Annotated in this window: 20 protein-coding genes; 1 reads left to right on the forward strand and 19 read right to left on the reverse strand. The window is 42.1% G+C overall.

Annotated features, from left to right (window positions below):
• Positions 1-7: 7 nt before the first annotated feature.
• The 11 genes from ytaF to citZ all read right to left on the reverse strand — a co-directional run bounded on the left by ytaF (position 8) and on the right by citZ (position 13,787).
• Positions 8-610, reverse strand: a complete 603-nt coding sequence (gene ytaF, locus J0K78_RS13710; protein ID WP_206947571.1) for a sporulation membrane protein YtaF — start codon at positions 608-610, stop codon at positions 8-10.
• A 47-nt stretch (positions 611-657) separates the two neighbouring features.
• A complete protein-coding gene (mutM, locus tag J0K78_RS13715) occupies positions 658-1,497 on the reverse strand; it encodes a DNA-formamidopyrimidine glycosylase (RefSeq protein WP_206947572.1) in 840 nt (279 codons plus the stop codon).
• A gap of 15 nt (positions 1,498-1,512) precedes the next feature.
• A complete protein-coding gene (gene polA / locus J0K78_RS13720; RefSeq protein WP_206947573.1) occupies positions 1,513-4,152 on the reverse strand; it encodes a DNA polymerase I in 2,640 nt (879 codons plus the stop codon).
• 190 nt (positions 4,153-4,342) lie between these two features.
• Positions 4,343-5,269, reverse strand: coding sequence for a protease modulator HflC (gene hflC / locus J0K78_RS13725; protein WP_206947574.1), 927 nt, complete (start codon positions 5,267-5,269; stop codon positions 4,343-4,345).
• A complete protein-coding gene (hflK, locus tag J0K78_RS13730; RefSeq protein ID WP_206947575.1) occupies positions 5,266-6,222 on the reverse strand; it encodes an FtsH protease activity modulator HflK in 957 nt (318 codons plus the stop codon). Before hflK ends, hflC begins: the two co-directional genes overlap by 4 nt.
• Before the next feature lie 833 nt (positions 6,223-7,055).
• Positions 7,056-8,810 (reverse strand): two-component system histidine kinase PnpS, encoded by a 1,755-nt coding sequence (gene pnpS / locus J0K78_RS13735; protein WP_206947576.1) that lies wholly within the window; start codon positions 8,808-8,810, stop codon positions 7,056-7,058.
• Positions 8,811-9,506 carry a response regulator transcription factor gene (locus tag J0K78_RS13740; protein WP_206947577.1) on the reverse strand — a complete coding sequence of 232 codons (696 nt, stop codon included), beginning with the start codon at positions 9,504-9,506 and terminating at the stop codon, positions 8,811-8,813. It abuts the gene before it with no gap.
• Between the two features lie 263 nt (positions 9,507-9,769).
• The gene (locus tag J0K78_RS13745) at positions 9,770-10,246 is read right to left on the reverse strand and encodes a MaoC/PaaZ C-terminal domain-containing protein (RefSeq protein ID WP_206947578.1); all 477 of its coding nucleotides are present in this window, start codon (positions 10,244-10,246) and stop codon (positions 9,770-9,772) included.
• Between the two features lie 75 nt (positions 10,247-10,321).
• Entirely contained in the window at positions 10,322-11,260 is a 939-nt protein-coding gene (mdh, locus tag J0K78_RS13750) for a malate dehydrogenase (protein WP_206947639.1), read from the reverse strand.
• A 23-nt stretch (positions 11,261-11,283) separates the two neighbouring features.
• Positions 11,284-12,558: an NADP-dependent isocitrate dehydrogenase gene (gene icd, locus J0K78_RS13755; protein ID WP_206947579.1), complete on the reverse strand. Its 1,275-nt coding sequence runs from the start codon at positions 12,556-12,558 to the stop codon at positions 11,284-11,286.
• Between the two features lie 110 nt (positions 12,559-12,668).
• On the reverse strand, positions 12,669-13,787 hold the full coding sequence (gene citZ / locus J0K78_RS13760; RefSeq protein WP_206947580.1) for a citrate synthase: 1,119 nt from the start codon (positions 13,785-13,787) through the stop codon (positions 12,669-12,671).
• A gap of 263 nt (positions 13,788-14,050) precedes the next feature.
• Here citZ and ytvI point away from each other — a divergent pair, with 263 nt between their 5' ends.
• Positions 14,051-15,163, forward strand: a complete 1,113-nt coding sequence (gene ytvI / locus J0K78_RS13765; RefSeq protein ID WP_206947581.1) for a sporulation integral membrane protein YtvI — start codon at positions 14,051-14,053, stop codon at positions 15,161-15,163.
• A gap of 148 nt (positions 15,164-15,311) precedes the next feature.
• Here ytvI and J0K78_RS13770 read toward each other — a convergent pair whose 3' ends face one another.
• The 8 genes from J0K78_RS13770 to dnaE form a co-directional block, all read right to left on the reverse strand.
• A complete protein-coding gene (locus J0K78_RS13770; RefSeq protein ID WP_160916215.1) occupies positions 15,312-15,704 on the reverse strand; it encodes an FxsA family protein in 393 nt (130 codons plus the stop codon).
• 111 nt (positions 15,705-15,815) lie between these two features.
• Entirely contained in the window at positions 15,816-17,579 is a 1,764-nt protein-coding gene (pyk, locus tag J0K78_RS13775; RefSeq protein ID WP_160916216.1) for a pyruvate kinase, read from the reverse strand.
• A gap of 28 nt (positions 17,580-17,607) precedes the next feature.
• Positions 17,608-18,567: a 6-phosphofructokinase gene (pfkA, locus tag J0K78_RS13780; protein WP_206947582.1), complete on the reverse strand. Its 960-nt coding sequence runs from the start codon at positions 18,565-18,567 to the stop codon at positions 17,608-17,610.
• Between the two features lie 219 nt (positions 18,568-18,786).
• Positions 18,787-19,749, reverse strand: coding sequence for an acetyl-CoA carboxylase carboxyl transferase subunit alpha (gene accA / locus J0K78_RS13785; RefSeq protein ID WP_206947583.1), 963 nt, complete (start codon positions 19,747-19,749; stop codon positions 18,787-18,789).
• The gene (gene accD, locus J0K78_RS13790) at positions 19,746-20,606 is read right to left on the reverse strand and encodes an acetyl-CoA carboxylase, carboxyltransferase subunit beta (RefSeq protein WP_206947584.1); all 861 of its coding nucleotides are present in this window, start codon (positions 20,604-20,606) and stop codon (positions 19,746-19,748) included. The genes accA and accD overlap by 4 nt, the downstream gene beginning before the upstream one ends.
• A 102-nt stretch (positions 20,607-20,708) precedes the next feature.
• Positions 20,709-21,305: a FadR/GntR family transcriptional regulator gene (locus J0K78_RS13795; RefSeq protein WP_206947585.1), complete on the reverse strand. Its 597-nt coding sequence runs from the start codon at positions 21,303-21,305 to the stop codon at positions 20,709-20,711.
• Between the two features lie 80 nt (positions 21,306-21,385).
• Positions 21,386-22,624 (reverse strand): NADP-dependent malic enzyme, encoded by a 1,239-nt coding sequence (gene ystJ / locus J0K78_RS13800; RefSeq protein WP_089650539.1) that lies wholly within the window; start codon positions 22,622-22,624, stop codon positions 21,386-21,388.
• 120 nt (positions 22,625-22,744) lie between these two features.
• Positions 22,745-26,098, reverse strand: a complete 3,354-nt coding sequence (gene dnaE / locus J0K78_RS13805; RefSeq protein ID WP_206947586.1) for a DNA polymerase III subunit alpha — start codon at positions 26,096-26,098, stop codon at positions 22,745-22,747.
• Positions 26,099-26,148: the final 50 nt, after the last annotated feature.

A 26,148-nucleotide genomic window follows, 5' to 3' on the forward strand; every position in this document is an offset into this window, starting at 1 on the left:
CACCTCCTTATGACAACTTGATCAGTCCAATGATAATAAGTAACACTCCGGGTAAAATGGATAAACTTTCCGCTTTATCACTTAGCTTTGCTCCGCTTAACATCCCACACCCGAGCATGCAAAAAGTGGCTACGGTAATCATAACCGCTGTAAATAAAATAGGAATTCCGATAAGCGCTCCACTGATTCCGGCTCCTATAGTATCAAGAGATAGTGCCGCTCCAAGCAGCCATACTTCTTTTCCGCGGATGCCACCAGAGTGGTCAACATCTGCAGCTAAAGGATCGTTCAATACTTTCGCTGGATTAAGCCATGGCTCTTTCTTTTCTTCACGATCCTTCTCTTTCCTAAAAAACTGCCATAAAAAATAGATACCGATGGCGATTAACGCAAGTGCTCCCACACGTTCGGCGTCTTCTGCTGCCACTACTGCTGCCAGTAAATGTCCAAAATAGGAGGACAACAGAAACACAATTCCAGAGACACCCGAAATTAGAAAGACGCCTCTTAAAGTAAGGCCAACCTTTTTCAAGCCTAATACGCAGCCGATTCCAAAACTATCGATGCTGACTGCCGTAACGAACAAAAAAATAAACATGCCAATTCCCATGTATCCCACACCTTCATAACTTAAGCTGTGGGATAGTATATGGGGGTTTACCTAGTAGTGTGTAAAGGCTGACAATTAGGACAAATATGAGTCCCTCTGCCGCTGACTTTCAACTTTGTAATCGGAGTACCACATTGAATACATTCCGTATCCTGCTTCCCGTACACCCGAAGCTTCTGTTGAAACATTCCAATCTCCCCCTGACTGTTCAAGTAAGAGCGAATCGTTGTTCCTCCCTGTTCAATCGCTTCGAGGATGACAGAAATACTAGCTTCACGAATCTTTTCAACTTCCGCTTTCGTCAGTGTATTTGCAATTCTTTCAGGGTGAATTCCCGCCCTGTAGAGGGCTTCGTCTACATAGATATTTCCTAAGCCAGCTACAATCGATTGGTCAAGAAGGACCGCTTTCATATTTCTAGTCGTCTTTTTAAGTCTCTCATAGAAATATTCCGAGGTGAACGCTTCATTGAATGGATCAGGTCCTAATTGAATAAGCGGTTTATTTTCAAGCTCCCTTCCTTTAGGAAAAGCATGCATGGTACCGAATTTACGTACATCGTTGTAGCGCAGTTCTGTTCCATCCGTAAAATGAAAAATCACATGTGTGTGCTTCGGCCTTTCGACCGTCCCCTCGTACACACCGAATTTCCCTTCCATTCGCAAGTGTGAAACAAGGGCAATGTCATCCATATGAAAGATCAGAAACTTCCCTTTCCGATCAATGTCCTGAATGGTCTGACCCACCAATAGCTGTTCAAACTCCTTAGGGTCTTGAGGTTGTTTAATAATGTTCCCCCAAAAGATGGAGACCTTTTCAATCTCTTTTCCTAAGGCGAGGTGTTTCAATGTTTTTCTGACTGTTTCTACTTCCGGTAACTCTGGCATCGTTGCATTCTCCTCTTACTTTGCATCATACCATGTGTCCCCATAGGAAGAATCGACCTTTAAAGGGACATCTAAATCCACGGTATTTTCCATGACAGATGATACAATCTTTTCTAATTGCTCCACTTCTTCTTTTGGTGCTTCGATGATCAATTCATCATGCACTTGCAGCAGAACCTTGGCCTGCATTTTCTCTTCCTGTAGTTTTTCTTCTAGGTCGATCATTGCTTTTTTGATAATATCTGCGGCGCTTCCTTGAATCGGTGTATTCATCGCCGTTCGCTCGGCAAAGCTTCGCTTATTAAAATTCCGGCTCGTGATATCAGGTAGATATCGTCTGCGGTTCATGAAGGTTGATACATAGCCTTTCTCTTTCGCTTCCCTCACAGTGTCGTCCATATAAGACTTGACTCCAGGATAGCTTTCAAAATATTTATCAATGAAAGCTTGTGCTTCTTTTCTCGTAATTCCTAGGCTCTGGGACAGGCCATAATCACTGATTCCGTAAACAATCCCGAAGTTTACTGCCTTCGCCTGTCTTCTCATTTCACTTGTCACTTCGCTACTTGATACACCAAAAACTTCACTTGCTGTCTGGGTATGGATATCCTCCCCTTCTTTAAATGCCTGCATAAGCTTTTCATCCTGAGCAATATGTGCAAGGACACGAAGTTCAATTTGAGAATAGTCACTGGCAAACATGACCCACTCTTTTTGGGATGGGATAAAAGCCTGCCTTATTTTACGTCCTTCTTCAAGACGAATCGGGATATTCTGCAAGTTAGGATCTGTGGAACTTAATCGACCGGTTTGTGTCAGGGCTTGGTTAAAGCGTGTATGAATCTTCCCTGTATCTTCATGAACCACCTTAAGAAGGCCTTCAATATAAGTCGACTTCAGCTTCCTGAGCTGACGGTTAAGAAGAATTTTAGGAATGATCTCATGTTGATCCTCCAACTGCTCTAAAACGTCTGCAGAAGTGGAATAACCCGTCTTGGTCTTTTTAATCACCGGAAGCTCTAGTTTTTCAAATAATATCGGACCTAGCTGCTTAGGAGAATTCAGGTTGAAACTTTCTCCTGCAAGGTCGTAGATTTCCTGCTCAACCTTATTCAACCGTTCTTCCAGTTCTTCTCCCATATTCTCTAACCTCTGGACGTCCACACAAACTCCGCGGTGCTCCATCCGCCCAAGAATAAGCGCTAAAGGCATTTCGAGTTCTCTGAACAAGTGATATTGTTCATTTTCTTCCAATTTCATTTCCATATCCTCTTTCAAGTGATAAAGAAGATCTGCTTTTCTGCCGATGTGCTCATAGAACACATCATCATCATCTGGGCGTTTCATTTTTGCGCCTTTTCCATACACTTCTTCATCATATTTGACAGCTGTTTCACCCAATCGGTGGCCAATCGCAGGAATATCATGATTATTTTCAGCGGGGTTGATTAAATAAGAAGCCAGTAATAGATCAAACGTGATTCCTTTCATTTCAATACCATGACGTAAAAGAGCGACACACGTCCTTTTGGCATCGAACACCCATTTTTCATTTTCTGCACTCTCCGCCCATGTTTGGAAAACGTCCGATTTTTTAGCATCCTCCATAGAGAGCACGAACTTCCTTTGATCGTTTACAATAGCAATCCCTTCGACCGGAGCCGTATGATAATTATCATAAAGCATTTCAACAACGACCGACTCTCTTCCAGTGAAAAGGTCTGATTGAATATCCTCCACAACTTCTATATCAATTTCAGGGAGTTCTTGAGCTTCCTCAGATGATGCACCGCCTTCCTGAACACGGGAGAGCAACGATTGGAAGCCGAGATCTTTAAAAAACTCACTCACTTTTTGTGATTGGTAACCGGCATAGCCGATATCAGAAATGCTTATTTCAATCGGAGCTGCGCGTTCGATAGTAACAAGCTGTTGACTCATTAATGCATCTTCTTTATTCGTCTCCAGCTTTTCTTTCAATTTCTTACCGCTCACATCATTTAAATGCTCATAGAGGTTTTCAAGCGTATCAAACTGTTTCAAGAGTTTTACCGCTGTTTTCTCCCCGACACCAGGTACACCAGGGATATTATCGGAACTATCTCCCATAAGCGCTTTCAAATCAATGATTTGATCGGGACGGACTTCCATCTTTTCCATAAGGAAAGAGGGGGTGTATGTATCAACATTGGTAATCCCTTTCTTAGTGAGGCTCACAGTGATCTGCTCATTCACTAGTTGTAGAAGGTCCTTGTCTCCGGAAATCACTTTCACTTCCAAGCCCTTATCTCCCGCTTGCGTAGCAAGGGTACCGATGATATCGTCCGCTTCATAATTCTCAAGCTGATAATAATTGACTTCAAACGCATCCAGAAGCTCCTTGAGGACAGGAAACTGTTCGGATAGTTCTGAAGGAGTTTTCTGCCGTCCACCCTTATAATCCTCGTATGTTTTATGGCGGAATGTTGTTTTACCAGCATCAAATGCAACAAGCAGATGATCCGGTTGATCCTCTTCAAGAATTTTTAACAACATGGTGGTAAAACCATAAACGGCGTTCGTGTAAACCCCTTTATCATTATTCAACAGGGGCAGTGCAAAAAATGCCCGGTATGCAATACTGTTTCCATCAATTAATACAACTTTCTCTGCCATTGGCTCACTCCTCATTTTAGAAGATGCTCAAAGGAGATCTTCATCTGTTTCTTTCACTTAGTCTTCGTTCATTTAATGAATCAATGTATGCTTCTTCAATGGAATCTGAGGTCCCAATGCTCGATAAAAAACGCCTTTTTCACCATTCTACCATGTTTACTGTAGAGAGGAAAAAGGCGCGCCTTTTCTGTTATTCAAAATACCCTAAAAGCAATTCAGCATAAGGGGAATCCTGCGGGAGAATAATAGTTGTCTCCCCATCGATTGTCTTTTTATAGGATTCTAAGGTGCGATAAAGTTGATAGAATTCTGGATCTTGAGCAAACGCATTGTTATAAATCTGGGCAGCTTCCTGTTCACCTTCTGCCCGGATTTTTTCAGCATTTGCTCGAGCTGTGGACAGCATTTCCTGCACTTCCCGATCCACTTCCGCCCGAATTCTACTCTTATCCGCTTCCCCTTCTGACAAGTACTGTTGAGCAATTTTTTCGCGGTCGGTAATCATTTGATTAAAGACTGCTTCTTCATTCGCTTCCGGAAGATCAGATCGTTTAATCCGCACGTCATCTACAACGATGCCGTAATTATCTCTTTGCAGGTATTCGTTAACTTTGGCCGTGATTTCTTCATTCAATACTCCTCTGGAGCTCTCTTCTTCATTAATGATCTCAGAGAAATTCATCTTCCCTAACTCCGAACGCACAATGGAGAAAATAAACTCTCCCATTCGCGCCTCTGCATTCATTTCAGTACGGGCGTTAGCTATCATATTTTCTGGGTCAGTGATGCTCCATATCGCATAATTATCGATAATCATCCGCTTTTTATCTAATGTGGTGATTTCTTTTTCATCTACATCGTAGACCATTTTCTTTTTAGAGAGTGTGGAAACTTCTTGTACTAATGGAATCTTGAATTTAAGTCCGGGTTCTTCGTGAATTTTAACAACATCGCCAAATTGACGAACCACCTTATATTCGCCTTCTTTAGCAATGACGATTGAATTTATACCTACAAGAAGGATTCCGATAATGACAAGTAATGTGATCCCGGCTTTTACATACTTTTTAAGGTCTTTCTTTTGTTTTTCATTTTCATTGAATATTTCTTCACTCATGATTCTTCACCCTCCTCGTCCTCCGTCGAACCAGGTACTACATTTTGAACCGTTCCTTGGTTTAAAGGCAGGTATTTCATCGTGTTTCCATCATCATTCATAATGTATACATTAGCCTCTGGAAGCACTTCCTCAAGTGTCTCCATGACCAGACGCTCACGCGTAATCGCTTCGTTGCCCTGGTATTCTTCAAGCAATGCATTGAAACTCGCAACAGCTCCGGTAGCCTGTTGGATTCTCTCTACTTTCGCACCTTCTGATCGTTGTATGATCGCATCCTTTTCCCCGAGTGCTTCCTCACGTTTCTGGTTGGCATATTTTTCAGCTTCATTCACTTTACTTTGCTTTTGTTCTCTGGCATCTGTCACCTTTGTAAACGCAGATCGCACATCCTTATTCGGAAGATCGACCTCCTGAAGGCGCACATCTATAATAGAAACACCAATTTCATAGCCTTCAACCAAACTGACCAAGCCTTCCCGGACCTCGTTTTCGATTTCTGCTTTACCGGAAGTTAGAGCTTCATCAATCTCACTACTTCCTATGACACCTCTAAGTGAAGAAGATGTGGCATTGAACAACACTTGTTCAGGATTCTCAGAAGCAAACAAGTAGGCTGCTGGATCCGTGATTTTCCACTGAACCACGAGATCGGCCTGTAAAATCATATCATCCCCTGTAATCATCGTTACCTTATCCGTTTCTTCTCCGCTGTCATCGAAACCAAAATCCAAACTGAAGGTTTCTTTCGACATTTTTTCTACTTCTTGAATCGGCCACGGCATTTTGAAGTGCAACCCCGGTTCTGTTATGCCATCTTCAGCCTTTCCGAACGTAAGGACCACCGCCTGTTCCGATTCATCCACGGTGTACCATGTCGTGATAAGCGCAATAATCAACAACACAGCCACTACCACCAGGCCCGTCCATTTATAAATTTGTTTAAGACTCATATCGACTTCCCCTTTACCTTTTCTGGATACTATAATTACGTTTATGTAACAAAAAGGTTTCAAAAAAGTAAACTTCGCTTCATTTTTCAACTAAAGCTCCCTTTAGTTGAAAAATGAAGCGAAGTTTCGAGACTTCTGTTGGGTGGATGGGGGCTGCGGGGAATAGCTCGCTTTCCGCGGGAGCGCGGTGAGCCTCCTCGGACTGCGTCCTGTGGGGTCTCACCAAGCACTTTTTTCCCGCAGGAGTCTCGCCATTCCCCTCCGCCCCTTTATCATAAAAGGTTCTCGAAACCACTACTATAAGGACAGCTCGTATGATTATTAGAAATGGATGAAAGAACGCCTCCCCTAGCAAAGAAAAGCCTAATCCAGAGCGCTTTTACCCTAACAGTTGGATAGTAGAAGACCATCAAACTTGGTAAAGGGGTTCGTTACACTCATACATCGATTGGGGTGGTTGGGAAGCTGCGAGACACCCGCGGGAATGGATTGGCTGGCAAGACCCCACAGTGCGAAGCACGAGGAGACTTGCCGTCATCCCCGCAGGAAAGCGAGTAGCTTCCCAGCCACCCCTGACGCTCAATCCGGGCAACGAACCCCGTAAAGTCTCGAAACTGAGTCTTAAAGAAACCTGCCATATAGTGGAATGTTAATTACGAATTACGCCTTGGATAGAAAGAAAAACTGAGGTGTATTTTTACAAGAAGTTAACTAAATGAAGACAAAAAAAGGCAGAAGCGAGGGAAGCTTCTGCCAAAAAGAGAAAACACCTTGGATGAAAGGGTTTCATTGGTATTCTATCGAAGTATTGTTAACCTTAATTTAATTAAATATTAATTTTCCGTAAACTTCTTAGGAATCTCAACATAAAACGCGGTCCCGACATCCACTTCACTTTCTACATGGATGGTCCCTTCGTGTGCTTCCACGATATGTTTAACAATGGCAAGACCGAGTCCGGTGCCTCCGGAGTTCCTGCTTCTCGCTTTATCCACACGATAGAATCTTTCAAAGATCCGTGATATTTCTTCCTTTGGTATTCCTACGCCATTATCAGTAATTTTAATCGTTACATGGTTTTCTGATTCTTGAAATTCTAATGTAACTTCCCCTTCATCACCTGAATAATTAATGGCATTTGTAAGCAAGTTCATAAACACTTGCTTCAAGCGGCTGGAATCACCCTGTATTTTCGTATTTCCTTGCACGGAAGCATGGAGTTTCACTTGTTTTTGGTCAGCATGTTGTTCCACAATCGGCAGTAAATCATTTAATAACCGTTGAACTTCAATCTGTTCAACATTTAAAAGGAAGTCATCTCTTTCAAGTTTGGACAATTCCAAAAGGTCTTGAATCAAGGACTGCAGACGACCACTTTCTTTTAAAATGATTTGTAAAAACTGTTCGAGCATCTTCTCATCTTTCATAGCCCCATCAAGCAATGTTTCTGAAAATCCGCGGATGGAAGTAATAGGTGTCTTTAATTCATGAGATACGTTAGCTACAAAATCTTTTCTCATTTGCTCCAGTTGCTTCAGCTCTGATATATCATGAAATACTAAGACAACCCCTCTCCACTTTCGGTCTTCGCTAAAGATGGGTGCTCCGGTTACCTCCAAGTGTTTCCTGTCGATATTAACAGGCAACACAAATGTTTCGCTTATCGTTTCTTCAAACATATAAATTTTCTGTACGGTTTCGTGAATCGTTGTATAAGGGATAGCATCGTGATACAAATGACCAATAAAATCGTTTTGTACTCCTTTAAACGTTTCTAAGAACGCACGATTTGTAAGGAGAATATAGCCTTTTTCATCAATGAGTACTAACCCATTCCCCATGTTATTAATAACTGCTTCTAACTGATTCTCCTGCATCCCCTTTGTACTCGTCATTTCCTGCAGGTTTCTGGCAAGAATATTAATTGACTGGCTTAATTGACCTGCTTCACCAAAGTGCCCCTCATAAGTTCTTGCTTTATAATTTCCTTTCGCAAGTTGTGTGGCTACATTAGCGGCTGAACGAATAGGACGAATATATTTAGAGAATACGTTAAACCCAATAACAAAAATGACTAAAAGACCAAGAAGTAACGTAAAACCGATTAAAAGCCAAATATTCTTTGTAATATTGGTCAAAGCTTCGACGGGTGAGAGGAGGATAAGGGTGCCATTTATGTCATCTACACTGTTATTCACAGGGTAATAGAAAATATCATCGAGCATTTGCCCTTCATTCACCTGCGAAGTACCACCTTCTACCCTTGCAATGACTTCCTGCTTTTCGTCATCACTAATGACAGGTACAGCCCCAACTGTATCAATCATTGTTTCTCCTGAATCCGATATAAAAATCATACCTGTATTCAACTGTTCACTAAAGTTATACAACTCATCCTGACTTACTTCCCGGTCTTCGGTAAATTGATCCAAGTACGTGATGAAATATTGACTTTCTAACTCTACACGCTGTTCAAATATATTAATAAAATAGCCACGGGTCAGCTGTGCTAGGATAATTCCCAGCCCAAGCATGACAATGACCACTAAAACCGCATAGGTCATCAGTGGCCTAGTATTAGAACCCATTTACTTAGGCTCCTCCATTTTATATCCAAGCCCGCGTATGGTTTTTATATACACTGGTTTTTTTGTCTCGGGTTCAATTTTCTCACGTAAATGGCTCACATGGACATCAACAATACGAGTGTCGCCGGCGAAATCATAATTCCATACAGCACTTAAAAGTTGGTCTCTGGAAAGAACACGACCCAGATTTTGTGCAAGGTAAAGGAGAAGCTCAAATTCTTTCGGCGTAAATGTTAAAGGTTCATCCTTAATGGTTGCCTCGTATTGTTCAGGGTAAATAGATAGATCGGCAATCTGAATAATCTTTTGATCGTTTACAACATTTTCACGAACCATTCTTCTTAAGATTGCTTTGATTCTAGCTACAACCTCTCTAGGGCTAAATGGTTTGGTTAAGTAATCATCAGCCCCAAGCTCAAGACCCAGAACCTTATCAAATTCATCGTCTTTAGCTGTCAACATGAGTACAGGTGTATTCACTTGCATTTGCCTTAATTTCTTACATACTTCCATTCCGTCCATTCCCGGGAGCATAACGTCAAGAACGATTAAATCAAAATGATTCTTCGATGCTTTTTCAAGCGCATCCGTACCGTTATAGGCCACGTCTGTCTCAAATCCAGCTTGATCGATATTATATTTTAATAAAGTCACAATAGATTCTTCATCATCTACAATTAAAATTTTTTGTTCCACTGCCATCACCTCTACTACAAGTTACTTTCATCATACAACGAAGTTTACAATTTGAATACGGAACTTTACTATTTTTACTTAATCTTAATATAGACATTAAGTTTCTCTTCATCCCTTTGAATACACTCAAATGTTTCATTCTTACGAAGTGTGGTGAAGCATCCGGATGGATCATAGATGTTAAAAAAGAGGACAAGCCGCTAGTCTCTCTCGAGTACAAGCGGCTTGTCATTATAAATGATACCTAATCTACATTCTATTGTTTAATAAAAGTTTTCAAGGGAGATGGCATTCATGGAATCAGGTTCGTACGGAGGACGGACGATAAGCGTTCCTTTGACTACCTCATCACCTTCTTCATCATACCCTGTGACATGAAGTTCCACTTCATGCTCTTCTTTATGAATAGCTGTTACTTCAGCTTGAAAGCGAACTTCTCCATAATGATACACGGGTTTAGGGTATTCTAGATTCTGGTGGATGATATGACTACCTGGACCAGGCAAATGCATGGATACAATGGAAGACACCATACCAAAGACCATTACTGTTGGGACCACTGGGCGTTTAAAGGGAGTTTGTGAAGCATAATCATGTTGGATGTACAAAGGATTTGCATCATTCGTCAAGCCTAGATACATAAGTAAATCACGATCTTCGACTGTAAAGGAAGTTTCGAATTTCTCGCCGGATTTTATATCATTGATTTTCTTTCCAAGCTTTCTCTTTTTGCCTAACATATCCTCACCTCTTGTAAGCGTTTTCTAAACTGGTCAAAAAAGGGATCCGAGGGTTTTCCTCGAATCCCTTCTCTTTTATTTTAATACATTTAATACGTTTTTAACAGAATCCGCCGATTTATCCAACTGTTGTTTCTCTTCTTCTGTCAGCACGAGCTCAATGACCTCTTCAATTCCATTGCCACCAAGGATAGTAGGAACGCCCAGATAGATTCCGTCATATCCATACTCCCCTTCTAAATAAGCAATAGAAGGAAGAATACGACGCTGATCTTTCAAGATCGCTTCTGCCATTTGAACTAATGAAGCAGCAGGTGCATAATAGGCACTTCCATTTCCAAGAAGACCGACGATTTCTCCTCCACCTTTACGCGTTCTTTCTACAATTGCATCCAGGCGCTCTTTGGAAATTAACTTCTCCAAAGGAATTCCACCCGCGAAGGAATAACGTGTAAGGGGCACCATATCATCACCGTGACCACCAAGGACAAAGCCTGTGACGTCTTTGATGGATACATTAAGTTCTTCAGCAACAAACGTGCGGAATCGTGCTGTATCAAGGACGCCGGACTGTCCGATGACACGATTCTTAGGTAAACCAGCCTCCTGGAATACAGAATATGTCATGGCATCAACAGGGTTCGTCAACACAACGATAAAACAATCTGGAGAGTTTTTGACAATTTCTTTCGTCACACTCTTCATGATTTTTGAATTTGTATTGACCAGATCATCACGACTCATACCAGGCTTACGAGCTATTCCTGCAGTGATAATGACAAGGTCTGAATCTTTCGTATCCTTATAATCAGAAGTTCCAGTAACCTTGGCATCAAACCCCTGTACAGGACTCGCTTCCAGCATATCCAGAGCTTTCCCTTTCGTCGGATCCTCCATATCAGGAACATCAACGAGAACAACATCTCCCAGCTCTTTTTGTGCGAGCATAAGCGCCGTGGTAGCACCAGTGAAACCAGCACCGATTACGGATACTTTGTTTCTACGAATAGCCATCATGACCCACTCTCCCTTATTGATTAATCCATATTTTTAATCAGTTCGTCACCGAATTCGGAGCATTTCACTTCTGTTGCACCTTCCATCATACGAGCGAAATCATATGTGACCACTTTACTTCCGATCGTTTTGTCCATAGATTTCGTGATCAAGTCAGCCGCTTCTCTCCAACCAAGGTGCTCAAGCATAAGCACACCAGAAAGGATAACAGAAGACGGATTCACTTTATCAAGACCCGCATACTTCGGAGCTGTACCATGTGTCGCTTCAAAGATCGCATGTCCTGTTTCAAAGTTGATGTTTGCCCCTGGAGCAATCCCGATTCCACCGACTTGTGCAGCGAGTGCATCAGAGATGTAATCTCCATTCAGGTTCATCGTTGCAACAACATCGAACTCTTTCGGACGAGTAAGAATCTGTTGAAGGAAGATATCTGCAATGGCATCTTTTACGATGATCTTACCTTCAGCCTCTGCTGCATCCTGAGCTTTGTTTGCTGCTTCTTTTCCTTCTTTTTCTACGATACGGTCATATTCTGCCCAAGTGAATACTTTATCAGCATACTCTTCTTCAGCAACTTCATAACCCCATGCTTTGAAGGAGCCTTCTGTGAACTTCATAATGTTTCCTTTGTGTACAAGCGTGACGTTTTTACGTCCCTCGTTCAATGCATAATCAATTGCTGCACGAACTAGACGCTTTGTACCTTCTTCGGATACCGGCTTAATTCCGATTCCGGAAGTTTCAGGGAAACGAATGTTATGTACACCCATTTCATTTTGAAGGAAGTCGATGACTTTCTTCACTTCTGGTGTTCCTTTTTGCCACTCAATACCTGCATAAATATCTTCAGTGTTTTCACGGAAGATTGCCATGTCCGTATCTTCTGGACGTTTAACTGGAGAAGGTACTCCTTCGAAATAACGTACAGGACGAAGGCATGTAAACAAATCCAACTCTTGACGAAGGGCTACGTTCAATGAACGGATTCCTCCACCAATTGGAGTTGTCAAAGGACCCTTAATTGCAATCTTGTAATCTCTGATCGTATCTAAAGTCGCTTCTGGAAGCCACTCACCTGTTTCATCATATGCTTTCTGACCAGCAAGTACTTCTTTCCATTCGATGGATTTCTCACTATTGTATGCTTTATCCACGGCAGCTTCGATGACGCGGCTTGCGGCTGCCCAAATATCAGGACCGATTCCATCACCTTCGATGTAAGGAATAACCGGACGCTCTGGTACATTTAGTGATCCGTTTTGTTCTACTGTAATTTTTTGTGCTTGTGTCACAATAAACCCTCCTAATATTTTGTAAGAAACATGGATGGATCATCCTTTTCTATCATACGTTAAAATAGGTTGAATAAAAAGGGAGGCTTGCCGGTATTACGGCAGCGCTCTCATCGATCCTCAATTGGTGTATAAGTTTGTCCTTTAGGTCCTACGTATTCCGCACGAGGACGAATCAGACGGTTGTTGGAGTACTGCTCGAGAATATGCGCCAACCAGCCGGACACTCGGGAAACAGCAAAGATTGGTGTGAAAATATCGTGATCGATTCCAAGACTATGATATACAGAAGCTGAATAAAAGTCCACGTTTGCTGGAAGTCCTTTATTTTCTTTGATATAATCCTCAATTTTAATAGACATTTCATAGTATTTAGAATGACCTGTGAGTCCTGTTAATTCACGGGACATTTCTTTCAGGTGTTTTGCACGTGGATCACCAGAACGATAGACACGGTGCCCCATTCCCATGATTTTCTCTTTATTTTCCAGTTTTTTCTCAATGGCTGGAATCGCGTTCTCGACGCTTCCGATTTCCGTCAGCATCTTCATGACGCGTTCATTCGCACCGCCGTGCAATGGACCTTTCAAAGCTCCAATAGCAGCCGTTACACCAGAGTAGACATCAGAAAGCGTAGCTACACAGACACGAGCTGTAAAGGTAGATGCATTCAGTTCATGATCAGCGTGAAGAACAAGTGCTTTATTAAAAGCTTCCACTTCCAAATCTTCCGGGTCTTTTCCGTTGAGCATATAAAGGAAATTTCCTGCAAAACTTAAATCTTTTTTAGGTGCAACCGGCTCTTCTCCTTTACGGATACGAGCAAATGCAGTTACAACTGTAGGGATTTTCGCTTGTAAACGCAGTGCTTTCCGCTTGTTCGCTTCCTCTTCCATGACATCAGATTCTGGATCATAGAGTCCAAGCATGGAAACAGCTGTACGTAAAGCAGCCATAGGGTGTACCGTCGATAGATCATAAGACTTCAGATGATCGACAACTTCAGTCGGAATGGCCATATTTGAAATAAGTTCTTCTTTAAAAGCATCCAATTCTTTTTTGTTTGGTAGCTTTTGGTTCCAGAGAAGGTAGACAACTTCTTCAAAACTGGAGTTATTTGCCAGGTCATCGATATCATATCCGACATATGTCAGTTTATCGTCGATGATTGAACTTATGGATGATTCAGTTGCTGTAATTCCTTCAAGACCTTTAGTTGATGATGACATACAATCTCTCCCTTTCAAAAATTCCTTTTTCCTTAATACTCTCAAATAAGAAAACGCTTTACTATTTGCTTAATTACCCTTATAGGAAAACTACCCCACAGACAATTATAAAGTATTCTGAAGAGAATGTGAATTGAAACCGTTTAATTTTGCAGGATTTTATCGAATATTCCTACATAATTATTAGAATTTATACATTCGTTCCTATCTCTTTCACTGCAATTAAAAAACATACTCATTTTCATAAAGGGGAGGTGGATAATATGGATAACCAAATATTAAAAATGATTCATCGTTCTATTCTAGTCATCCTTAGTACAATCAGCCTTCTATTATTCACTTATTTTTCCTGGATATACTTGCAGCCATTCATCTTTGCTATTCTATTATCTATCTTCTTCCAACCCTTTATTCAATTATTTAACACACACCTCAGGATCCCAAGAGGCATGTCTATATTGCTAGTCTTGTTTATTTTCGGTGGGCTTGCGGGAGGGCTGGTGGCTTTATTGGTGGCTGAAATTATTCGTGGTATTCAGTATTTGGCCGCCGGAGTTCCTGGTCACTTATCTTTACTAACGAATTACTTGACTCAAAAAGTTATGAATTTCTTAAGCCCCTTATTATCAAAAGGCCAAGCATTCACCGACAAATTAAGTGTAAATCAGCAGCAAACATTGGAAGAATATCTGAAGGTGGCTCAGGACAAATTCAGTGAGACAAGCCTCTCCTTGTTAAACAGTGCACTTGAAGCTACAGGCATTTTTCTTGCAGAGCTTCCATCCTCTTTCGCTTTTGTCTTCATTACTCTGCTTGCTACTTTTTTCATATGTAAAGACTGGGATATTATTGTGAAGTTTTTAAAGAAAGTTTTTCCTGAAACACTGTCGGCACGTATGTACATCTTCCAGGACGAATTTATTCAAACAATCAAAGGACTGATCCGAGCACAGTGCATGCTCGTTATGATTTCAACTTCTATCATCGCTACAGGTTTATTAATCATTGGAGCACCACACCCTTTGACCATAACATTTCTTGCTGCACTTGTCGATTTCATTCCTTATGTCGGTACAGGGATCATTTTTATCCCGTGGATCATTTATCAATTTCTCACAGGAGAATTCATGATGACCATCGGTTTATCCATTCTTTATATGGTTGTGATACTGACAAGACAAACAATGGAACCAAAATTGCTCGCCGATCATTTTGGGGTCCCTCCTATCATCCTCCTCATTAGCCTTTTTCTCGGTTTTCAATTGTTTGGTGGATTAGGAATGTTGATCAGTCCCATCGCCCTCATGACGGTACAGACATTAGTGAAAACAGGAGTGACGAAAGAAATTTGGAGTTACATCATTGGGAAACCATAGCCATTGAGAGGAAAATTTGAAAAGTTGATGGTCATTTACTCGGGTAAAGAACCCAGAAACATTTAGATAAATGAGTCACCCACAATCGGGAGCACATCCGTCTATAAAAAAACAAAAAACTCAGAGAAATGATTCTCTGAGTTTGCATTTATTTTCTGTAAATTGTAATCGTCCCTTTTTGCATAGCTTTTTGAATCGCATTTCGTATGACCCGTTTGATCGGCAACCTCGTTGCCGGAAACAACAATAGAAATCCAATAGCATCCGTAATGAAACCAGGGGTGAGCAATACAGCTCCACCAACAAGTATGCAGGCACCATCCAAAAGTGTATCTTGAGGCATTTGTCCGTATTGAACGGATTGCTGGAAGTTCCTGATTGTTTCTAGCCCCTGCTTTTTGGCCAGCCATGCACCTAAAACGCCTGTCAGTATAATTAAAAGAATGACCCAGATGGGTCCGATTAAGTTTCCTGTCCATATGAGTACACCAATTTCTAAGGCGGGTACTACTAAAATAAAAAGCAATAACCAACGAAACATAGAATCTTCCCTTCTTTCCATTTCCTCTATTATACCTTTTTTACAGATACAATGAAAAGAAAAGGCAGAGAAGTAAATACTCCTCTGCCTTTTTTTTATTTTGTTTCCATTTTATAATACGCTTGCGTGACCCTCGTAAATATCCCCGCGTGAACTATCAATCGTGATATCAGAACCATCCTTAATTAATTCAAGAGCATCATTAACTCCAACAATTACTGGAATTCCAAGGCTTAATCCCACAACAGCTGCGTGAGAAGTAAGACCTCCTTCCATGGTAATGATTCCGGCAGCTTTTTCAATCGCTGGCATCATGTCCCGATCTGTTCCTTGCGTGACCAGGATGTCTCCATCTTCGACGCGGTCGATCGCTTCTTGTGCATTTTTTGTAACGATGGCACGTCCATAAGCACTCTTCTGACCAACGCCTTGTCCTTTGACAAGTACATCACCAATAACGTGAACTTTCATCAAGTTCGTCGTACCACTCTCACCAACAGGTACACCACCAGTGATGACTACACGGTCTCCGCGAATGGCAAGACCGGATGCAAGACTACGTTCAACCGCAACATCCAGCATATCATCCGTAGAATAAGCACGTGGACCCATTACAGCATAAACACCCCAAACGAGAGATAGCTTACGATTTACTTCTTCATCAGAAGTGATCGCTACAATTGGAGCTTTCGGACGATACTTAGAAATCATGCGGGCTGTGTGACCACTTTCTGTAGGTGTAACAATGGCTGCTGCGTTCAAGTTAATCGCTGTATGAGTAACCGATTGACTGATCGCATCCGTTATTGTCATATCGCTATGCTTAGAGCGTTCTTGTAATAGAGCCATGTGGTTTAAGCCGGTTTCTGTTTTGCTCGCAATATTATGCATCGTTTGAACAGCCTCAACAGGATAATCTCCTGCTGCTGTTTCCCCAGATAGCATGATCGCATCTGTGCCATCGAAGATGGCATTCGCAACGTCAGAGGCTTCTGCACGTGTCGGACGTGGGTTACGCTGCATAGAGTCAAGCATCTGGGTAGCTGTAATGACAGGCTTTCCAGCTTCGTTACATTTACGAATCAAGCGCTTCTGTACAAGTGGTACATCTTCAGCTGGAATTTCAACACCAAGGTCTCCACGAGCAACCATCAACCCATCGCTGACTTCAAGAATATCGTCGATATTATCGACACCTTCTTGGTTTTCGATTTTTGGAATGATTTGAATGTGACTGGCATTATGCTTCTCAAGAAGTTCTTTAATTTCCAGGACATCTGATGCACGACGTACGAAAGATGCAGCAATAAAGTCAACCCCTTGCTCGATTCCGAACTCGATATCTTTCGCATCTTTATCCGTAATTCCAGGCAAGTTGACACTTACATTAGGAACATTGACACCTTTTTTATTCTTCAATGGGCCATTGTTTAATACAGTCGTCTTGATTTCATTATTCTCTTTATCAATTTCTTCTACTTGAAGTTCAACAAGGCCATCATCCAACAGGATTTTGGAGCCTGGATGAACATCATTAATCAATCCAGGGTAAGTGACAGAGAAGCGTTCGGCATCCCCTTCAATTTCGTCCATAGATACATAAGTCGTAGAGCCTTTTTCCAAATAGACTTCTCCATCTTTAAGTGTACCTGTACGAATCTCCGGACCTTTTGTATCAAGTAAAATAGCTACAGTCTTTCCAGTCGTTTTCGAAGCTTCACGAATATTATTTATTCTAGCTCCGTGCTCTTCAAAATCTCCGTGAGAGAAGTTCAAACGAGCGACATTCATCCCTGCTTCGATCAGCTGGGTCAATTTTTCTACAGACTCAGAAGCAGGTCCGATTGTACTTACGATTTTTGTTTTTCTAAACATTTTATTTCCTCCTCAAGTGCCTCTTGCATTATATAGATAATTCTTTGGAGAGACGATACATATCAAAGTCGATCTCATGCTTCGAATTCAATATTTCTACAATATCATGATCCACCAATTTATTCTGCTGTATACCTACCATACGACCGGCGTGTCCGTTCAATAATAAGTCTACCGCATAAGCACCGAGACGACTTGCCAGTACACGGTCAGCGGCACTTGGAGAACCACCACGCTGCGTGTGACCAAGAACAGTCACGCGTGATTCCAATCCAGCGGCCTCATCAATCTTTTGGCCAAGGTCTACAGCACTTCCGACACCTTCCGCTACAATAATGATGCTGTGCTTTTTGCCACGGTCATGTCCGCGCTTCAAACGATCGATGATATCTTCAAAATCATCGTCAAATTCTGGAATGATGATACTCTCAGCTCCGTCCGCAAGTCCTGCCCAAAGTGCAAGATCACCGGCATCACGACCCATAACTTCGATAATAAATGTACGTTCATGGGATGTAGCCGTATCACGGATTTTATCAATAGCATCAATGATTGTATTCAGGGCTGTGTCGAACCCGATTGTGAAATCAGTTCCAGGGATGTCATTATCAATCGTTCCTGGAACACCAATGCATGGATATCCTTTTTCCGTAATTTTTTTTGCCCCCATAAAGGTACCATCGCCACCGATGGCTATCAAGCCCTCGATGCCATGTTTTTTCATTTGTTCGATCCCTTTAAGCTGACCTTCTTCAGTTTTGAATTCTTCACAACGAGCAGAATAAAGCTTCGTACCTCCTCGCTGAATGATGTCCCCGACTGAACCAAGCTCCATCTTTTCAATGTCCCCATCAATCAAACCCTGGTAGCCATATTTGATCCCATAGACTTCAATACCATGATAAATCGCTTTACGAACGACTGAACGAATCGCTGCATTCATTCCAGGAGCGTCGCCCCCACTAGTAAGTACTCCGATTTTCTTCATTCTCATCACCTCAAAAGTTTTCTATTTATGTTGTCCCCAACCAAAGATGAATCGAAACCTCCGTCTATTTTCATAAGGATAGCCTATCCTCTAGTCTATACAATTAATAAAACTTCAACATTCCATTCATCAATGATAGCGTTACCATCCTGTTAAGATGCGAAAAGCCGCACCCAAGTGCGACCTTTCTTTACGGACTTATTATTTTGAACCATCCTATTATAAATCAAGATACGTGTAATCGCCAATATTTTTGTACTTTAAGAAACGTTTTTCTAATAATTCTTCAACCTCAAGAGTGCTCAACGTTTCTAAAGAATCAGAAATGGTTTTCTCAATTTCACGGGCTTGAGCCTCGATATCTCTGTGAGCTCCACCTCTTACCTCTGGAATCACAGCATCAATTACATTTAATTTCTTCAAATCGTAGGAAGTAATTTTCATCGATTCTGCTGCTTCTTGTGCAAGGCCTGCATCCTTCCATAAAATAGAGGAAGCCCCTTCAGGAGAAATCACGGAATACGTGGAGTTCTCAAGCATAAAAATACGATCTCCGATACCAAGACCGAGCGCTCCACCACTACCGCCTTCACCAATCACTATGCATATCACCGGAACCGTAAGACCGGCCATTTCCATCAGGTTCCTGGCAATAGCTTCACTTTGGCCTCTTTCTTCTGCAGCTTTTCCAGGATAAGCTCCCTTTGTATCAATAAAAGTAATAATCGGTCGTTTGAATTTATCTGCCTGCTTCATTAAGCGGAGCGCTTTTCTGTATCCTTCAGGATGAGGCATACCGAAATTACGACGAATATTTTCTTTTGTATCTTTACCTCTCTGGTGACCGATCACAGTTACGGGTTGACCTTTGAATTTAGCAATTCCAGATACAATCGCTGCATCGTCTCCAAAAGTACGGTCTCCGTGCATCTCAAGGAAATCTGTAAATAGATATTCGATATAATCCAGTGTGGTCGGTCTTTCAGGGTGTCGTGCCATTTGTACACGATCCCAAGGAGCCATTCGATCATACACATCTGTTTCAAGTCTTTCCAAACGATTCTCTAAGGTTACGATTTCGTCGCTAAGATCCATTTCACTGTTCTCAGTCAGGCGTTTCAGATCAGAAATTTTCTCTCTCAATTCTATGACAGGTTTCTCGAATTCGAGTACATGTTTCACGATTGGTCACCTCCCACATTATGAAGATCAAGAACCGTCGTCAGTGTCTTTTTCATGTCATGACGATGAATGACTTTGTCCAGTTGACCGTGTTCCAGAAGAAATTCAGCTGTTTGGAAATCCTCTGGAAGTTTTTCGCGGATCGTTTGTTCAATGATCCTCCGACCTGCAAATCCAATCAAAGCGCCAGGCTCTGCAAAATTATAATCTCCAAGTGAGGCAAAACTCGCTGAAACGCCACCTGTTGTCGGATGGGTCATGACTGAAATGAAAAGGCCACCATCGGCATGATGTCGCTGGAGAGCGACTGATGTTTTCCCCATTTGCATAAGACTGAGAACACCTTCCTGCATCCTCGCACCGCCGGATGCTGTGAAGATGATAAATGGAAGGTTCTCTTTCCTGGCATTCTCGATAGCGTTCGTGATTTTTTCCCCTACTACCGACCCCATGCTCCCCATTCGGAAGCGGGCATCCATAACAGCCACCGCTGTTTCCATGCCATTCATTTTCGCTTTTCCGGTGACAACCGCTTCATTCAAGTCTGATTTTTGACGGTCTTTCTCGAGTTTTTCTTCATATTCCGGGAAATGCAACGGATTATTTGAAATCATGTGCTTGTCCCACTCTACAAAGGATTCCTCATCAAATAAGTGTTGGATGCGTTCATACGCACTAAGCCGATGATGATGATCACAATGAGGGCAGACATTCATATTTCGATTCAATTCTTTTCTATAAAAGATTTTTTGGCAGTTTGGGCATTTCTGCATCAAACCTTCAGGTACATCCTGCTTTGCTTCTTGGCTGGGAATGGATGCGTATCTTTTTTTCTTGCTGAAAAAGTCTCTTAGCAAGGTGATTCCTCCTTTGGGACAAAGCTTCCTTTCTTATCAATATACATAAATTCCATTTCAAAATATGACTTATTCTGTCGAAATAGATTCGACACGATGCGATCATTGAAATAGACGTATAATATTCATTGTACTTTCTTCTTCCATGGCGGTTACCATTTCTTCATACCAATCATCAGAATAGCTTACCTCATGGAAAGTATGGGTAAATCCTGAGATGAATTGCCACATCGATAGAAGGAGAGGTTGATCACAAAGGCTGAACAAATATTCAAATACCTTTTGGTGCCTCTGAGTGTAGGAATGGCCGGATATAATTGTTTTTAATGCGCTCATATCCTGGCTGGCTAACCTCCCGTTCAACAAAAGCAGTACCTCTTTTTCTATCATTTGTTTAGCAGTCATCAATTCGCTCTTGGTCCTGGATTCGTTAAGTAAGAAGTTGGATAGCAGCTCGACCATATGGTAAGGACGATATGCTCTCATATAGGTGCCCTCGCCTCTTCTTGTTTCAATCAATCCTAAAAGCTCCATCGCCCGAAAGGCTTCCCGGATTGAGGATCTGCCTACATTCAGCTGTTCACTTAACTCTCGTTCTGAAGGCAGCTTATCTCCAGGCTTTAACCGGTGCTCTTCAATGTATGATTTCAACTGTTGAAGAACACCTTCATACACTTTTCCTCGCTGCTCCTGGGCCACGTTACACGGACACCTCTTTTCATCTCTAACCACAATCATATTATGTAGAAGGAGAAACCGAAAGGCTTCCCCTTCTCATATCAATCTTCATCAATTAATGTCAGTTGTCTCGTTTTTTCTGCAACTTCCTCCGGGTCTACGTGATGGCGGGCTACCCCGGACTCCATCGCCGCTTTCGCTACGCTTGCAGCAACAGCTGGGGCCACCCGTGGATCAAATGGTGCAGGAATGACGTAGTCCTCACTCAATTCATCCTCGCTTACTAAGGAGGCAATGGCTTCAGCAGCTGCAATCTTCATCTTTTCATTGATCCTAGTCGCCCTTACGTCCAACGCACCACGGAAAATTCCCGGGAATGCCAGCACATTATTTACCTGGTTAGGAAAGTCTGAGCGGCCTGTCCCGATGACACGCGCTCCGGCTTCCTTTGCATCTTCCGGCATAATTTCAGGTTCTGGATTTGCCATGGCAAAGATGATAGAATCATCATTCATTTTAGATACAGTCTCTTTAGAGAGCAGTCCACCGACGGATACACCAATAAACACATCCGCGCCTTCCATGACCTCTTCAAGATTCCCCTCTGTGCGGTCTTTATTCGTGATTTTAGCAATTTCATCTTTCACATCGTTCATTCCATAATCACGGCCTTCAAAAATAGCCCCTTTGGAATCACACATAATAATATCACGCACACCGAAATGATAGAGTAATTTAATAATAGCTATTCCAGCAGCTCCAGCACCATTCGCCACCACTTTGATTTCAGAGAAGGTTTTCCCAGTTATTTTTAATGCATTCATTAACCCTGCAACTGTTACGATTGCCGTACCATGTTGGTCGTCATGGAAGATAGGGATATTCGTTTCTTTCTTCAGTCGATCTTCGATGATGAAGCAGTTGGGTGCGGCGATATCTTCCAGGTTCACACCGCCGAAAGTAGGTTCCATCAACTTTACTGTCTGCACAATCTGGTCAATATCTCGCGTGTTCAAACAAATAGGGAATGCATCTACTCCTGCAAAACTCTTAAATAAAGCAGCTTTACCTTCCATAACTGGAAGAGCAGCCTCAGGACCAATATTCCCAAGACCAAGAACAGCCGATCCATCACTGACGACGGCTACCATGTTGCCCTTCATCGTATAATCGTACACCGTATCTTTATGATCATAAATCTCCTTACAGGGTTCTGCCACTCCAGGGGAATAAGCTAGACTCAAGTCTCTAGCATTCCTGACTGGAACTTTTGAATGGGTTTCAAGTTTCCCTTTATTTACACGATGTATGTGCAAAGCTTCATCTCTTAAATTCGACACGACGACACTCTCCTTTTAGACTTATAGTGAACCGACCCTGGTGGTCTGACCACCATTAACCTCTTAATTATAACAGATGAATATAGAGTGTAAAGAAATACAAAAATCCGGACTGAGCTTTTATTGTTCTGCCCCATCTTTCATAGGCCTGACAGCTACAGATGACTCCCCGAAAAATTCATTCAATTTCCCCATCGACACATCATTGAGCTCAAGACAATAGGTATCATCCAGTTTATAAGTCACTCGATCTTCGGATCGAAAAATGAAGATTGGTGTATTCCCCGGGAAATATTCAGCAAGCTTTTTCAATTTTTCTATGGAATAGCGTTCATGGTCTTCCGTGACCTTTATAAACAGCCGTTGCTTTTTTTCACCTGGTACATCATTCATACCAAAAGGATTCGCATGATTAATGATCAATTGTTTCTGTCCTTTTCTTTCATCAATTTTACCCTTCACGTGCACCAGCATCTGCTCTTTCACCCATACTTTTATATTTCGATAAGCTTCCGGGAAAAGGACCGCATCCATCTCAGCCGTTTCATCGCTGATCGTTAAGAATGCCATAGGGTCGCCCCGTTTCGTCCGTATTTCCCGTAGACCATCAATTACCACGGCCACCTCCACCTGTCTCTTCGTCAAACGTTGAGCCTCTCGCAGTGGAAGAACACCCTTCTTATCCAGGTCTTTCCTTTGGTGACCCAAGGGGTGTTGAGACATGTATGTGCCCAACACCTCTTTTTCCATCGACAAACGTTTCAAAGGAGGGAAAGGTTCCACTTCCACCATTTCCATATCCAATTCATTTCCAAAGAAGCCAGGTTGATCTTGGAACTCCTTAAAGAGCTCTCCCTGTTCTAAAGCTTGATCGATGCTTGCAAGAACAGTCGCTCTATTTTGGTGTAGATCGTCGAAGGCGCCCGCAAGAACAAGGGATTCAATGACCTTCCTGGGAACAAGCTTTCCATCGACACGCAAACAAAAATCGTTAAGGTTACGAAAAGGTCCCTTTGCTCTCTCTTCAATAATCGCTTGAGCTGCCTGGTAGCCCACCCCTTTAACAGCAGTCATTCCAACTCTTATTTCTCCAGAGTCATCAGTGTTCAGGGCTTGACTTCTATTCACAGATGGAGCTTTCACCTTCACTTTCATATCTCTGGCTTCACGAATATACATCGTCATCTTTTCATGATCTCCTAGATGAGCATTCATCAATTCTGCCATAAAGTAAGAAGGGTAATGAACTTTCATGTAAGCTAACCTGTAGGAAATCAAGCTGTAGGCAACCGCATGGCTTCTGTTAAAGCCATAATTGGAGAACTTTACAATCCAGTCAAATAACTGGTGTGCAATTGAATCCACATAGCCTTTCGACTTACACCCCTGAATAAATCTCATCCGTTCTTCCTCTAAAACATCGGCTTGCTTTTTACTCACCGCCCGCCTTAATAGATCGGCTTCTCCTAAGGAATATCCAGCAACTCGACGAGCGACTTCCATTATTTGTTCTTGATAAACCAACACTCCGAAAGTATGGGCAAGAATAGGTTTTAAGTCAGGATGTGGATACTCAATATTCTTCTGGCCATGCTTCCTTTCAATATATAAAGGGATGTATTCCATCGGTCCTGGTCTATAAAGAGCGTTAACCGCGACAACATCTTCAAAATGACTTGGTTTTAAACGTTGCAGTACATTCTTCATTCCTTGAGACTCCAATTGAAAAACCCCATTGGTCCTCCCTTGTTTCAATAGATCAAACGTGAGATTATCATCAAGCGGTATACGACTGATTGAAAAGTCCTTTTGACGATATCTTTTAACTTTCTGTTCCATCCTTTCCAGGAAAGAGAGGTTACGGAGACCGAGAAAATCAATCTTAAGAAGTCCTACTTTCTCAAGGTCACCCATTGCATATTGAGTTAAGGATACAGGACCTTGACTCTTCAAAAGCGCTGTATATTTTACAAGTGGCTCTTCGCTTAAAACAACACCCGCTGCATGGGTTGATACATGTCTTGGAAGTCCTTCCAGCTTCGTAGCCACTCGGAACAACAACTTTAAACGATCGGAGTTTCTAATGTATTCTTTTAACTCCTCCGATTTCTTCACGACTTCCACAAGTGACGAAGTGGTGGTTTTAGGGATTTGGTGAAGAATGAAGGATGCATCACTCTCATCTACTTTCAATACCTTGAACAACTCTCTCAAGACACTCCTTGCGGCAAACGTACCAAATGTACAAATCTGAGCCACGTGGTCACTCCCATATTTCTCAGCAACATAGGAGATTACCTCGTCCCTACGGTGATCAGGAAAATCAATATCTATATCCGGCATCGTGATTCTTTCGGGATTGAGAAATCGTTCGAATAACAATTGATACGCTAAAGGATCGACCTGAGTGATCCCAAGCAAGTATGAAACGATAGAGCCAGCGGCAGAACCACGCCCTGGGCCGGCGTGAATACCATTTTCTCTCGCATAACTAATGAAATCCCATACAATTAAAAAATAATCGCTGAAACCCATAGAAGATATGATAGACAGTTCATGATTCAGTCTCTCCACCGCTTGTTGACGATTCTTCGTGTCGTATTTTAGAGACAAAGTTGATTCACAAAGCTGCCGCAAGTATTCATCCGAGCTTTTATTTTCCGGGGAAGGATAGGATGGAAGCAGTTGTCTGTTCAATTCCAAATCCACCTGGCATGCACCCACAATATCTTCCGTTGCTATTAGAGATTCCGGCCACCATTCTCCGAAAAAACCTTCCATTTCCTCTTGAGACTTAAGATAGTGGTGATGGTCATTGTTTTCAGGGCTATAACGTGCCCCTTCATCAATCGCACGCAAACATTGGAAAGCATCTGCATCCTCGCGGTTCAAATAACGCACATCACCTATGGCCACGACCTTCATTCCGTTTTTACTCACCCATTCTCTTAATGGTGTATGTAATTGGCGTTCCGAATGAAGATCACGATCCTGGATACTTAGATAGAAACGATGATGTCCTAAAAGATCCAACCAACGTTCTCTAGACGTCTCTATTTTGTCAGTCATGCGATTAGAGATCGACTCCGCCCACGGAGAACTCGAGGTCATTTGGATGAAAATCAACCCTTCTTTGTAACCGGCCAACTGTTCAAGCGTTAGGTTTTCCTTTTCTGTTTGTACGATTGTACTTATTTCGAGGAGGTTGTGGTAACCCCTGGTTGTTTCTGCCAACAAAATCATCGGAAAGGAGAATGTTTGATCCATGACAGAGGTTTTCATACCAATGATTGGCTTTAATCCCTCGTTTTTACATTCCTCATAAAAAGAGACCGCTCCGCTCATCGTATCCTGATCAGTAAGGGCAACAGCTCCAAACCCTGATTCTTTGGCTGATCGTACAAGGTCCTTGATTTTAATCGTACTGTTCATCAAGCTATACCCTGATTGCACATTCAAATGAGTAAACGTCATTTCGCACACCTTCTTTCATGTAAATTATAGCTACTCTGGAGATAGGATGA

Source organism: Halobacillus sp. GSS1, from assembly GCF_017307035.1.
Taxonomy (GTDB): Bacteria; Bacillota; Bacilli; order Bacillales; family Halobacillaceae; genus Halobacillus; species Halobacillus litoralis.